Source organism: Photobacterium andalusiense (assembly GCF_900185625.1).
Classification (GTDB): domain Bacteria; phylum Pseudomonadota; class Gammaproteobacteria; order Enterobacterales; family Vibrionaceae; genus Photobacterium; species Photobacterium aquimaris.
The window spans coordinates 53,169-66,543 of the sequence record NZ_FYAJ01000002.1 but is presented as its reverse complement, the minus strand read 5'-3'; the positions used below and the strand labels follow the sequence as shown (position 1 = coordinate 66,543).

Sequence of the window (13,375 nt, the reverse complement as noted above, 5' to 3'; positions counted from 1 at the left end):
CCACCAATTAGCATATGAACACTAATGAGAACCAACAAAAGAATAGCTGAAGCTTATCGCTATATTGAACCTAACCTTTTTATTATTGGGCTATTTGGTAGTATTGGTTTTCCCGCATACTATTTCATTTGGACTTATCTTTTCCCTCAGCCCTATGAAAATTTGCCATTACGCTTAGTTTGTATGCTGCTATTTATACCATTTGCCATTAAAGATTATATGCCTAAGCTTTTTTTGCGCTATAAAGAAAAGCATTTTGTTTTTACTATCTGTTTTGGACTACCTTTTTTCTTTTGTTATATGATGATCCGTAATGAATGGTCAATTGAATGGATCATGTCTTTTATGGCTGCCATTTTTTTATCAATTATAATTATCTATGATTGGCTACTTATTCTTATCTCTACCGCAATAGCCGCATGTACCGCAGCTCTCATCGGTTATCTGACTATAGGGAATATTAGCCATGGTTTTCATTATTCTTACGTTGTTGTATTTAGCTTTTCTTACTTTACTGGCATCTGTTTTAATTACCGCAACCGAATAGAAATTGAAAGTAAGCAACTATTTTCACAATCATTTAGTAGTGGTATTGCCCATGAAATGCGTAACCCTCTTAGTGCTTTATATGCATCTCAAGAAGTCTTGTTAGAACTGTTACCTGAAAGTTTAACTGATGATCCTCAGCATAATCGTCTAATATCTAACGCAGAAATAACTAAACTACGCAATATAATTAAAGATAATATTTCAATTATAAATAATGGCCACAGTACAATTAATCTATTACTGAGTTCTATTGATAGTCAAAAAATATCACCTCATTCTTTTCATCATCTTTCTATTGGTGATGTTATTAATGATACGCTTGACGTATATGGCTATCAAACAAAAAGCGATCGAGATTTAGTTTTTTTTCAAATAAACAAAGACAACATTTTATTTGGCAATGATATTCTTCTTCGCTATGTTTTCTTTAATTTATTAAAAAACTCTTTTTATTATAAAGAAAAAACCAATTTTAAAATATTCATCTCTGTGTATAGCAAAAAAAATGAAACCATTGTTAGTGTTAAAGATTACGGTAAAGGTATCCCTTTAACATTAATTAAAAATATATTTGCAGAATATTATACTTCAGGAAAAAAAAACAATACTGGGTTAGGGCTTTCTTTTTGTAAAAAAGTAATAGATGCCTTTGCTGGAAAAATTGAATGTTACTCAACAGAGAATGTATCAACTACATTTATCATTCGTTTACCTAGCATTTCATCCCCTATTATAGATAAAATTAAATATGATCTAATGGCGATGAAATCTGTACTGTATATAGGTAATAAAAGTAAGATATTATCTGATCTCAATCATCTTGCCTTTTTTTATAATTTCACCTTATATAGTAAAAAAAACTCATCACATAGTATTATTGATATTGATGGCGATAATTATGACTGTATTATTATTGATATAAATTCTGTTAATAGTCATTTACTAAGAAAAATACGAAATAAAATTGATACGACAACAATTAATATTATTTTTGTTTCACATACAGATTATGATAATAAAATAATTTTATCTGATACATACAAACCATATTTATTTGAATATAACCATCTTGAAGTGTTACAGAAAAAGCTTATAAGCCAATTATTCAGCAAAAGAAAACCTAATAATAGTCTGCCATCGCCTGCTAGTGTTGCTAAAAATAGGATCATGATTGTTGATGATAATGTTTCACTACGCTTATACTCTGGCATTTTGCTAAAGAATGCCGGTTATGACGTAGTTGAGGCTGATAATGGGCTTACGGCTCTCAATTATTTACAAGAAGCCACGGTTGATCTGATTCTAATCGATTCACAAATGCCAGTGATGTCAGGTATTGAGGCAACCAAAGAAATTAGAACCAATAATAAATACCATGCACACCAACATATACCTATTATTTGTTATTCTGGCTCATTAGATGAAAACCAAAAAAAATCTTTCATCAATGTCGGTATGACTGATTTACTTCTAAAACCAACATCAAAAGAAATATTGCTGCGCACTGTCAATAAATGGCTTCAAGCATAGCATTAGCCAAAGTAGGTATAAATGATTATACCTACTTTGCACTCTAAATTAGTTCGCCAGTTTACGTCGGCCGTAAACAACTAATGACATCATCATCATCCAAAATAGAGATAAACTGCCGCCAGAGCCACCACCATTATCACTATTTTGAGGCCACTGAGTATTAGAGTCTAATAAATTAATACTCGCTGGCATCACTTCATCATTCGTAACGGCTACTAAATACGTACCTTGATTAGTATCGGCATTATCAAATAATGGATATACCTGATCAAAAGGCAGCGTTACTACTGTTGTTTTACTACCAGCAGCAAAGTTAACATCTATAGGCGCTAATGCCGCTTGCTTATCACCATGCACCTTGGTTGCAACATAAACAGTCGCTTGCTGTGCATTATCAATATCTTTGCTTCTAGTAAGGGTAACTTCAAATTGTTGCGCATTGATATCTTCACGTGGTGAAGCAACTAATGTCTGTACACCAGTTAACGGCGTAAGGTTTTCTTTCTTGCTAGCACTATGATTAAGGAGTGTAGCGACATCAGCAGTACCTTGATCACAACCTGCTTGACCATTTATAAATGGTAAGCCATTCGCGTGATTATAGCTGGTAAAGCCTGACATTAAGCTGGTTGTACCTTCAGCATTACATTGCTTAGTGCCATAGCCATTTTTAAATAGTTCTTGAGTACTATTAGCAGTATTGGCTTTGGTATGTTTAGCACCAAAAGTGTGGCCAACCTCATGCGCATAAACAAATTTGTAACGCTTATTAATAACACTATCGGCGCTTAATACTAATGGCGTATTATTCATTTCTGCGAAATCGTCATCTCCCATCGGTGAACGTGCATGGCCTTTGGTGGTATTTGATAGCTGCGCTGCAAAAGTGGTTAAGGTATTTTTAATAATACTTGGATCGTTTTGGATCATTTGCTCAATATTTTCAGAGACTTCTTCAATAGTTGCATAAGGATAATCAAGATAAGTTACCGTTGCTGGAACAAGATGAATATCAATATTATAATGGTCCCAGACTCTATTTGCTTGCACGATATTTTGATAATGACCAACAACCCACTGTGAAGCGGTTGGCTGGTTTGATAAATCAGTTGGTAAAATTAACGGCGATTCAAAATTAGCAGCATTTACAGTGCCAGTAAACATTGCTAATAATAAGCATAATTTTTTCTTTTGCATGATTATCCTTTTTAAAATAATACAATATCGATTATTTAATGAGGTGAATTCTCTTTATTTCGTGATCTAAATAAATACTACAGAGGCTGAAAACAATATCAATGTTTAATTTTATTTATATTTAAAATATTCCCTGAAAGATTATTATTAAACGAAAAACGTATTTAAAACACCATTAAAATAAAAAATATAATTAAGTCACAAAAAACAAATAAGCCTACTAAATACTATTAGTAGGCTTAATACCATTTAATTAGTTAATACTATATTTTTAACTATTACTATATATTAGCTATTATTATGAGACTTGTTTTAGATTAATATTCATCATGGAGCATGCATTTAAAATCATATTAATCTCTTTATCTGTTAATTCACTATTCACTGAGAAGCGAATTAAGTTTTTATTTTTTGGGGTTGCTGGCGAACAAAAAACAGAACCAAAAACATTCATATCTTCCAAATAATCACGCATAATTTCAGTATTCGCTTCAGTGCCTGTTTCTAGGGCAATAATCTGTGACTGACTTTGAATAGTAAATCCAAGTTTAATCAACCCATAACGTAATTTATCGGCTTGTTCTACTAATCGTGAACGACGGTCATCACTATTTTTTATGACATTTAATGTCGCTTGCAATACCGCAATTTCATGAGGCAATAAAGCAGAACTAAAAATAGCTGGTCGTGCTACAAACGGTAATGCTTGCCCTACTTTATGGCTACACAATATCGCCCCAGCACGATAAGCAAACGCTTTTGCTAAACTAACAGTTATGAAGTCAACGTCATCCGTTAACCCTAATTCTGCAACAAGCCCTGCACCTTGTGGTCCATGAGTTCCTAGAGAGTGCGATTCATCAACTAAAATAGCACACCCATATTGTTTAGCTAATGCGACAATTTCAGTTAATGGTGCAACGGTACCAAGCGTACTGTAGACCGAATCAACTAAGATCAACCCAGGCCCATTACGTTTAATCAGCTTTGCTAAATGGCGAATATTATTATGTAAAAAACTATGAATTTGTGCTTCTGCAATCCGTGCGCCTTCCCATAAAGACATATGCGCAAAGAAATCAATATAAACAGGCGTATTAACCGGTAGAATCGTCTGGATTAATCCAATATTAGCAGCCCATCCTGACTGCGATAAAATACAATGCTCAAAACCTGTGTAATCAGCAAGTTGATGTTCAAATGAATGATCATCATCTTTATGTAGGAATATTGCTGACATAACAACATCTTTATTATTGTTACGTAACGCATCAATATATACCTTACGGATATAATCATGATTTGAAATTGCAAGGTAATCATTACTTTGTAATAACACCCCATTATCTGTCGGCTTTTTCCCTAAAACTAAATGTTGTTGATTTTTTCGTGGATAAATAAGCTCCTCTAGATGATGTTCAATTTTTTTTTATAAATTCTGGTAGCATTTTAGTTGAGTCATGAATTGTCATTGATATATACCTTTTATTAAAATAACGTTATTCATACAATTATAAATAACACTGGTATATTATTTATTAATATAAACATAAACAACTATTTATTTATGTTATCTGGCCTCAATTAATCTACTCTGTGATTTAATAATATGAGAAAATATATGAAAAAATAATCACACTGAGAAAATGATGAAATACAATGCCGCAATTTTTGATATGGATGGATTATTGCTTGATACTGAAAAAGTGTGCATGACAGCATTTCAGCAAACATGTATTGAAATGAATATCCCTTTTAAACGCGATATTTATCTCAATATTATTGGCCGTAATCAAGCTGGCATCAAACCGATTATTGAACAAGGATATGGCGATAGCTTAGATTATGCTGTTTTTCATCCCCGTTGGATGCAACATTATCTTGCCGTCGTTGAACACCAAGCTATTCCTGTAAAAAATGGTGTCATCGAATTATTACAGTGGCTACAAGCACAGAAGATTCCTATGGTCGTTGCGACATCAACCCATAATGCATTAGCACATAAAAAACTCCATCTAGCTGGGCTGTCTCAATATTTTTCACACATAACCAGCGGCGATGAAGTGGTTAATGGTAAACCTGCCCCTGAGATATACCTGCTCGCAGCGCAACGCTTAAATATTGATCCTCAACAATGCCTTGCTTTTGAAGATTCAAACAACGGTGTGAAAGCTGCCGTTGCTGCTAATATGACAACCCTACAAATTATCGATTTAGTTGAACCTGATACTGATACACGCGCATTAGGGCATCATATTTTTAATACTATGGATGAAGCCCTAACATTTTTAAATGTCGTTTAATCAATAGATATCAACGCTTACAGTCAATAAAAAAGCCCACCAGTTATAATTAATCGGTGGGCTTTTTTCGTCAGTCTATCTTAGAACAAGTAAATGCGTTACTTCACTGCATTTGCTATCTGTGTAGTTAACTCACCAACAGCAGTTGATAATGCTTCCACTTGCGCACTGTAGCCATCTTTTGCAAGTGGCACACTAAACTCAAATGGGTGTACTGTTTGCAAATTACCATTGGCACCAATAATCATCCACTCACCGGCTACATTAGCGACACCTGTATATACACCATTAAACTGGTTAATACGTACCTGTAATCGTGACGCTCCCGTGGTTGATAATGTAGGAGTTAATTGTGTTGCCCATAGGTGATGTTGCTTTTGGCGCAAATCATGAGTAATACGGCGCGTTAGTTGTTTGGCTAATGCCTCACCCCATAGATTTTGTTGGGCTTCAACCATTTCAGTTGCCGAGGTCTGATAAACCAAACCATTCCCCGCTAAATGGGCAGCTACTTCAACAGGACGTACAATCAATAATGGCTGATTAGTTGCGTGCGATACTGTTAGCGTCTTTCCTGCAGGTAATAAGAATGTATTTACGCCTTCAGGCGCACTACTACAACCACTAGCGGCTAACGTAATTGCTGCGATGACAAACCATTTTTTCATTATTTACGACCTCCAACAGGTACTGGATCTTTTGTTTTCTCATCACCAAACACAAGTGAATTTGGCTTTTCATTGATTTGACGTAACACCGGTTGAAGCTCAGTCATAACAGCTTCAAAACGGGTTAACGCACCTTCAAGATTCTGATATGGCGCAGCATCAGGACCAAAACCATTAAGAGTTGTTTGGATCTGTTTAAGGCTTGCACGTACATCACCAGGCAATGCTTGAGTATCTTTTTGCTTTAGTAATCGATCCAAATCGTTGATCGTTTTTTGCATCGTCGCCATTGTTTTTTCAGATGCTTTTAATGTCGCTGTCATTGAATTTAACGTATCTTCAACCGGCAACTTATTAAATTTATTCAGCAAATTAGTTAACTGCTTCTGCACTTCAGCCAAATCTCCCGGTTTGGTTGGGAAGATCTCATATCCATCATAGGTCATTACTTTTACAGGTTTTTCTGCTTTATAAACATCAGTACCAACATACAATGCACCTGTTAATAAATTACCTGTTTTCAATGTTGCACGTAAACCTTGCTTAAATTCTTTTTCAAGATTTACTTTCAATGATGCAAGTGTACCTTCATCAGAACGATCATAAACACGCCCTAAATCAATACGCACCAATACTGGAATTTGCTTACTAGTAAAACCTTCTTGGCTAGTCGGTAAACGTAAAGGCACCTTTTGTACTGTACCAATTTGAATACCACGATACTCGATCGGAGCACCTGCTTTTAAGCCTCGAATCGATTCACTAAACAGCATCACAAAATCAAGGTGTTGCTCAAACATTTTTTCACGTACAGCAGCACGAGTATCATATAAACGGTAATAAGCTTTTTGCTTAAGTTGTGGCGTACCTTGATCATCTGCCGGTGTTGTAAATGTCACACCACCTGTTATTAATGACTCTAAAGAGCCAATTTTAACATTAAAGCCTTCAGCACCCACTTGTACTTTTACACCAGAAGCTAAAATAAAATTGCTGCTAGTACGAACTAAACTATCATAAGGTTCAAAAATAAATAATTGATAATTAGCACGCTTACTGTTGATATCAAAACTGACTTTCTCTACACGACCAACAGTAAAGCCATCATAAAGTACCGGATCACCAACACCTAATTTACCCGCTTGACGGCTAGTTAAAATAACCCGTAAACCTTTTGCATCAGCAGGCGCAACAGGAGGGACATCTAAAGCAACAAAATGGTTCTTATCTTTCTTTCCTTCGCCAGGTTGCATTTCAATGTATGAACCAGAAAGTAATGTATCTAAGCCAGATACTCCCCCTTTACCGATGCGCGGCTTAACCACCCAAAATAGAGTGTCATTTTTAAGCATACGGCCAGTATCATTGTTCATCTGAGCGGTCACGGTGATATAGCTGTAATCTTTACTTAATTGAACTTTTGTAACGACACCAACCTTTACATTCAATGACTTAATCGCTGTTTTTCCAACTTCAATACCCGATGCATTTGGTAATCGAATCGTAATCACGGGTCCTTGACTATTAAGGTATTGGACAAACATCCAAATACCAATAGCGAGTGCGACTAATGGAACTATCCATATTGGCGACACTTGTTTCAAACGTTGTACTTTTGCCTCTGCTGGCTGGTTATCACTCATAATCTGCTTTCTCATTTATGTACACTAGGCACTTCTGAATTGGATTCAGTAGCATCTAACTCTGAATCTTGCTTACATGTTTTACTTTTCGGTGTCCAAAATATCCGCGGATCAAAACTCATCGCAGATAACATCGTAAAGATCACCACCGTCGCGAAGCATAACGCTGCCGGACCTGGTGAAATCGCCATCACATTTTGTAACTGTACTAAAGCTACTAAGATAGCAACCACAAAAATATCAACCATTGACCAACGGCCGATAAATTCCGTTAAGCGATATAATTTTAACCGTTTAATAGCAACATGACTTGAGTCATCAGCGCGTTTACCAGCACAAAAATAAAGCCATGCTAAGGTAAACATTTTTGCCATTGGAATAAAAATACTTGCAATAAATATCACTAACGCTATCGGCCATGATCCCATTTTCCAAAGCAAAACAACGCCTCCAAGGATCGTTGAACCTTCAGTTTTCCCTAAACTCACGGTATACATCATTGGATATAAATTGGCGGGAATATAAAACACTATCGATGCGAGTAAATACGCCCATGAATATTGTAGCGAGTGATTAGCATTGAAAATATGTAATTGACTATCACAGCGCAAACACCGTGTTTTATGCGACGTTGGTAGCGGATTAATTTGATTACACGCGTGACAACCAACATGATTATGATCCACATGGGTATCACCAGCACGTACACCGTCTATTGGTTTCATGGCGAAAAATTGATCCCACAGCCATGTTCTATCAACTAACGACACGCATTTGACAACTAACACACTATAAAGACAAAAAGCCCAAAATGAGTTACCTAAACCAATATGTGCTAATGCTGAAATCTTTACCAAACTGACTAAAACGCCAATTAAAAAAACATCAACCATTAGCCAAGGTTGAATAGTAAATATCGTGCGACATAAAAGTTTAAGCCAACCTCGAGCATGAACAACATGGCCAATATTCTTTACTTTATGGGCATGATAATAAAGATATAACACCAATATTATATATACTGCTGGAAAAACAATAACGGTTATCATTAATAAAATAGCTAATACACTATTTTCAAAATGTTGTAACGTTTCCGCTGCATTTAGCAGTGTAATTTGATGCCCCATACCATTAACTGTAAAAGAGAGAAATGGAAAAGATAGGCTCAATGCTAACATCAACAAACAAGCAATACCGTACGCAACTGGACGTTGAAAAGGTAAACTAACAGCTTTAGTTAATATATGCCCACACCGAGGACAGGTTGCTTTATCACCTTCATCTAAATTAGGGATATCAACGACTAACCCACACTCTTCACACGCAATCATCATTGATTGTTGCACGTCAATCGCCTCTCGTGCGGGGTTAATTTCATTACTCAACGTACATCACCTATAACAGAAATCTGATGGTATATTTCACTAATTTTCTAAACATTATTTTTAAAAACAAACACATGCCTAACGAACTATCGTAGATCAATTCGAACTAGTTTATAAATATATTTAACTTTAACAAATAGTATTATCTATAGTTACTGATTCAGGATTATTCAATACCAGTCTACTAATAAGAGCCCATTTTGAACGGTATACATTATAGCAGTATTCTCAATGAATACTGTACTAGATTTGACCTCTTATCATTTTAAATTGATGTTTAAATACTCTATCTAACCCAAAAGTACTGATAAATTTCACTATTTGTGTATAAAAAACTGATTATTATTGTCTAATCATTTTTTATAATTACTTTTAGTACAAATATAAGAATTTGTTACAAATAAAGGCTACTCATTTATCATTATAAAACAGTAGAATGCTTCGCAATTAGTTATCACTACGCCTTCTAATGAAAAAGACACCACTACATGAACATTAGCCATAGTATTAGAAAAAAAATCATCCACTACACTTTACTATGCCTAAGCTTATTAATTGTATTTAATCTGTCTTATTGGTCCTATAACCAATATATTAACATTCATGAATTACTTTCACGGAATAAAGCTGTTACAGAAAACAATGTAGCAACTATTATTAGTAAACATACTAACCTACTCACCGCCATTACAAATGATGATATAGTCAAAGATACGTCATTATTATTAGCACAGCGAATTGAGATTGTTCGCCCTTACCAAGAAGCTTTTAATATCGAAATATTAGGTATCAGCGATATTAAAGGCAATGCTGTAACAACATATAGCGATAGTATCGAAAATATCAGTTACCGCCGTTATTTCCAACAAGCGATACAAAAAAACAAACTCGCGATAAGTAATTTAATATATTCGCCTATTTCTAATAGCTATGTTTATATTATATGCAAAGCTTTCACTAACGCCAATGATAGCGGTACTATTTTTGCGTCTGTCTCATATTCTGAAATAAAAAACGCTCTTGCTTATCAAGAAAGTACCAGCATAAGAAATGACATTTTAAATAATTGTCGAGACTCTAATAATAATTGTAGAAATATTAAAATACTCACAAATGACAAGCTTTATTCGTCATTAGATAATAAGAAAATATCACAAAGAATTAAAAACAAAAAAACATTCAGCTATTATACTGTTAATAATAATTATCAACTTGAAAAATTAACACTTCGCCCATTAGAAAATACGCCATGGTATTTATTAACAACACTGAACTATAATGAATTTTTAAAAGATAAATTTGTATTTATTATTATAAATATTTTAATTTCTATCTTAGCATCCGTCGGACTTGGATTTTATTTGATGAAAAAAGTATCTATCATTACATCACCTATTGATGATTTCATTAAAGAAAGTGCGGGGATTATACCAATTCAACCACAGTCAAAAAATGATAATATTGCTATTAATCATCACTTTAACAACATTATTAGTACAACTAAAGATGGTGTTTATTGCTCTCGCACTAATTTATTGAACCGTAAATATTTCATTCAACATGCTAATATTAGCATTCAAAAATACCCTAATGACTTTGCATTGCTATTTATTGATCTTGATAATCTAAAAATAATCAATGACACATTAGGTCATCATTATGGAGATGATGTTATTGCAATGTTTGCTCAGCATGTAACCTCTTTTTTTAATCACCCTACAGATTTAATTGGGCGATTTGGAGGGGATGAATTTATTGTTCTCACTAATAACTACAATAAAGAGTTTGATTTAATTGCAAAATTACAAAAGCTTATTGTTGATCTTAATGGCTCAGTAAGTAACAGTACATTAACGATTCCATTTTCAGCTTCTATTGGCGTTGCACTTACAAATAACGAAACACGCGATATTGAACAATTAATAATTAATGCTGATAAAGCAGTTTATGACAGTAAGAAAAAAGGCAAAAATTGTTATAGTTTTTATATTTGTCATTAAAAAAAGGCCCCTAATTACAATTGTCTTTAGGGGCCTTTATCAAATAATTATCTTTTAATCTTGCTGTACTGCTGGTATTGGAAATAAACGGTCATAAGCAATGTTATAAACATATGCATAAATAAGATAAAAAAGCACCATACCAATATCAAGAACAAAAGCCTCCCAAAGAGTCACTTTCAACACCCATGACAAAATAGGAATAGTAACAACAAGTAAACCAGCTTCAAATCCAAGGCTGTGAACAATACGGATAGCAGTTGTTTTGACTGCTGTTTTATAGCGACGGTACAACATACGATCAAACCATATATTATAGATATAGTTCCAACCCGTTGCTAAAATTGAAAAAGCAATCCCTACTACGCCAACATGACTTCCATCAAACCCTAATTGACTTAATACTCCAACCAATAAAATTAGGCCAATAACTTCAAAACAAACCGCATGGCGAATACGATCCAACCGCGTTCTCATCAAAATTTCCTCAGTACATTTATTTTTTATAATTGATAGCTTTTATGCATATAACTATAAATGTTTTTTTGCTCTTAACAAGCTAGAACCCATCCGAAAAACAGATAGACTGACTATTTGTCTAACAATTCAGATGCTTTATAACGTCGTTGAGTCGCCGTTGTTTTTGAGGTAAGCATATTGGAATATATCGATTGTTGTAACGCTTCTTTATCTGACTGAAGTTGCATTACCTGTTGCCGTAATTGTTCTATAACTAATTGAGAATCATCCTGTTTTTTTGTTCCCTCTGATAATTTTTGGAATAAAGGCTCCATATTACCCGCACTATTTTCAGTCAGATTTTCCGATGCGGTTAATGCTTGTTGGCGCTGCTCTGCTTCAATAGCAAGCTGTTTAACAAACGAGCCCATCTCATCAGCAGATCCAACCAGCCGATTAAATATTAATAAAAAAGAACAGATTTCTGTATTAGTTGAAAAATTTGGATAACGAATTTTATGATCTATTTCTGTCCATGCTTCTTCAAAAATAGTCCGTACTTGTACTTCCGTAAAAATACGCCGTTGTTGTAACTCACTGCCAAAGACATAATGCAACGAACGGTAACCCGCAGGATGAATTTTCACTTTAATATCTTGTGGTAATTCAGCAAAAACTTCATCATCACCACTTCTTACATAATAAACAGGTGGTTCTTCATACTGCCATCGATCCATTAAATAATCATGAATAGCTAAACCGTCATCTTTATATAAATGTAGTGCTCGAACACCAATCAGATCAGTAACAATTTCATCATAATTATATTGATTAATACCAAGATATTTAGCTTTAAAAGTAGGACTATGCGGCTGAGTTTTTCTAACAATCTTTTCCATTAAATGTTGTGGATTTTTCACACGCCAGCGAACAGAATGAACGTGGGAACATTGCTGAATAATACGTGCATAAGATTCTGCCGTAAGGTTTAATGCGTCCGTTCGCTGCTCGTGACATAATCCTATCGCTTTTAAGATCGGCCACGTTATGGGACTATCTTGCCATTGCTGCTGACTAATCCGGTTGTTGTGCAGAAACTCATCTTCTGTCAAAAGAGCAATACTCATTATTAACTCACTTATTGATAAATAACACTTACATATAAACGCTAACGGCGAATGAAATAATACACCGTATGTTATTTTAATAACGAGTTAAATTATGCCTTTTACGTATTTATTTCAAGTCTATACAAAATTTAAAACGATAACTAAATTACCACTAAGGCATTATTGAATAACTTGTTTTAATCACTTGTTGATAATATTCATCAATCGACGTCGCTAACCTAAAGTGAGAAAAAGCATATAATGACACATGGTTATATATCTCATACTCACCACGCTGACCAAAATCGATATAAAGGTAATCTTTGGTCGCATCATGACCTATTTTTTTTATCAAATCAGAGCTGACAATACACCAATTAATCATTCTTATTTCCGTCTTATCATTAAAAAAAACCATGATGCCAAAAACGCTATAACATACCTAGGCTTTTTGAATTTGCACTATTTTTGCACTCAAAAACAGCACTTAGATAACGCTTCATCGAGTTATGCTAGTCACTTTAATGTC

Annotated in this window: 10 protein-coding genes and 1 pseudogene; 3 read left to right on the top strand and 8 right to left on the bottom strand. The window is 34.3% G+C overall.

Features of this window, described 5'->3' with window-relative positions; translation table 11 throughout:
* Positions 1 to 24 precede the first annotated feature (24 nt).
* Positions 25 to 2,079, top strand: a complete 2,055-nt coding sequence (locus PAND9192_RS05745) for a response regulator (RefSeq protein ID WP_087852955.1) — start codon at positions 25 to 27, stop codon at positions 2,077 to 2,079.
* 48 nt (positions 2,080 to 2,127) lie between these two features.
* On the opposite strand, the gene PAND9192_RS05740 is transcribed toward PAND9192_RS05745, so the two are convergent.
* Both PAND9192_RS05740 and cqsA read right to left on the bottom strand, forming a co-directional pair.
* Positions 2,128 to 3,279, bottom strand: coding sequence for a M12 family metallo-peptidase (locus PAND9192_RS05740; protein ID WP_087852954.1), 1,152 nt, complete (start codon positions 3,277 to 3,279; stop codon positions 2,128 to 2,130).
* Between the two features lie 298 nt (positions 3,280 to 3,577).
* A pseudogene (gene cqsA / locus PAND9192_RS05735) lies at positions 3,578 to 4,751 on the bottom strand (alpha-hydroxyketone-type quorum-sensing autoinducer synthase).
* A gap of 177 nt (positions 4,752 to 4,928) precedes the next feature.
* Here cqsA and PAND9192_RS05730 point away from each other — a divergent pair.
* The gene (locus PAND9192_RS05730; RefSeq protein ID WP_087852953.1) at positions 4,929 to 5,582 is read left to right on the top strand and encodes an HAD family hydrolase; all 654 of its coding nucleotides are present in this window, start codon (positions 4,929 to 4,931) and stop codon (positions 5,580 to 5,582) included.
* A 98-nt stretch (positions 5,583 to 5,680) separates the two neighbouring features.
* Here the strand turns inward: PAND9192_RS05730 and PAND9192_RS05725 are convergent, their stop codons facing one another.
* Genes PAND9192_RS05725 through PAND9192_RS05715 form a run of 3 tightly spaced genes read right to left on the bottom strand, consistent with a single transcriptional unit; the run spans position 5,681 to position 9,227 of the window.
* Complete coding sequence (locus PAND9192_RS05725) at positions 5,681 to 6,250, bottom strand: PqiC family protein (protein ID WP_087852952.1); 570 nt, start codon at positions 6,248 to 6,250, stop codon at positions 5,681 to 5,683.
* Positions 6,250 to 7,893, bottom strand: coding sequence for an intermembrane transport protein PqiB (gene pqiB / locus PAND9192_RS05720; RefSeq protein WP_087852951.1), 1,644 nt, complete (start codon positions 7,891 to 7,893; stop codon positions 6,250 to 6,252). The genes PAND9192_RS05725 and pqiB overlap by 1 nt, the downstream gene beginning before the upstream one ends.
* Positions 7,894 to 7,904: 11 nt before the next feature.
* Positions 7,905 to 9,227, bottom strand: coding sequence for a paraquat-inducible protein A (locus PAND9192_RS05715; protein ID WP_087853511.1), 1,323 nt, complete (start codon positions 9,225 to 9,227; stop codon positions 7,905 to 7,907).
* Between the two features lie 539 nt (positions 9,228 to 9,766).
* Between PAND9192_RS05715 and PAND9192_RS05710 the strand changes: the two genes are divergently transcribed.
* Positions 9,767 to 11,278 (top strand): sensor domain-containing diguanylate cyclase, encoded by a 1,512-nt coding sequence (locus PAND9192_RS05710; RefSeq protein ID WP_087852950.1) that lies wholly within the window; start codon positions 9,767 to 9,769, stop codon positions 11,276 to 11,278.
* 54 nt (positions 11,279 to 11,332) lie between these two features.
* Here PAND9192_RS05710 and PAND9192_RS05705 read toward each other — a convergent pair whose 3' ends face one another.
* The 3 genes from PAND9192_RS05705 to PAND9192_RS05695 form a co-directional block, all read right to left on the bottom strand.
* Complete coding sequence (locus tag PAND9192_RS05705) at positions 11,333 to 11,755, bottom strand: PACE efflux transporter (RefSeq protein WP_065167254.1); 423 nt, start codon at positions 11,753 to 11,755, stop codon at positions 11,333 to 11,335.
* A gap of 113 nt (positions 11,756 to 11,868) precedes the next feature.
* Entirely contained in the window at positions 11,869 to 12,864 is a 996-nt protein-coding gene (locus tag PAND9192_RS05700) for a RelA/SpoT domain-containing protein (RefSeq protein WP_087852949.1), read from the bottom strand.
* A 154-nt stretch (positions 12,865 to 13,018) separates the two neighbouring features.
* Positions 13,019 to 13,231: a KTSC domain-containing protein gene (locus tag PAND9192_RS05695; RefSeq protein WP_159458210.1), complete on the bottom strand. Its 213-nt coding sequence runs from the start codon at positions 13,229 to 13,231 to the stop codon at positions 13,019 to 13,021.
* Positions 13,232 to 13,375: the final 144 nt, after the last annotated feature.

What these genes read in the sequence shown, in the direction of transcription:
- PAND9192_RS05710 (WP_087852950.1), top strand. Translation starts at nt 9,767, where the DNA reads ATGAACATTAGCCATAGTATTAGAAAAAAAATCATCCACTACACTTTA.
- PAND9192_RS05695 (WP_159458210.1), bottom strand. Translation starts at nt 13,231, where the DNA reads ATGATTAATTGGTGTATTGTCAGCTCTGATTTGATAAAAAAAATAGGT.
- PAND9192_RS05745 (WP_087852955.1), top strand. Translation starts at nt 25, where the DNA reads ATGAGAACCAACAAAAGAATAGCTGAAGCTTATCGCTATATTGAACCT.
- PAND9192_RS05730 (WP_087852953.1), top strand. Translation starts at nt 4,929, where the DNA reads ATGAAATACAATGCCGCAATTTTTGATATGGATGGATTATTGCTTGAT.
- PAND9192_RS05700 (WP_087852949.1), bottom strand. Translation starts at nt 12,864, where the DNA reads ATGAGTATTGCTCTTTTGACAGAAGATGAGTTTCTGCACAACAACCGG.
- pqiB (WP_087852951.1), bottom strand. Translation starts at nt 7,893, where the DNA reads ATGAGTGATAACCAGCCAGCAGAGGCAAAAGTACAACGTTTGAAACAA.
- PAND9192_RS05715 (WP_087853511.1), bottom strand. Translation starts at nt 9,227, where the DNA reads ATGATGATTGCGTGTGAAGAGTGTGGGTTAGTCGTTGATATCCCTAAT.
- PAND9192_RS05725 (WP_087852952.1), bottom strand. Translation starts at nt 6,250, where the DNA reads ATGAAAAAATGGTTTGTCATCGCAGCAATTACGTTAGCCGCTAGTGGT.
- PAND9192_RS05740 (WP_087852954.1), bottom strand. Translation starts at nt 3,279, where the DNA reads ATGCAAAAGAAAAAATTATGCTTATTATTAGCAATGTTTACTGGCACT.
- PAND9192_RS05705 (WP_065167254.1), bottom strand. Translation starts at nt 11,755, where the DNA reads ATGAGAACGCGGTTGGATCGTATTCGCCATGCGGTTTGTTTTGAAGTT.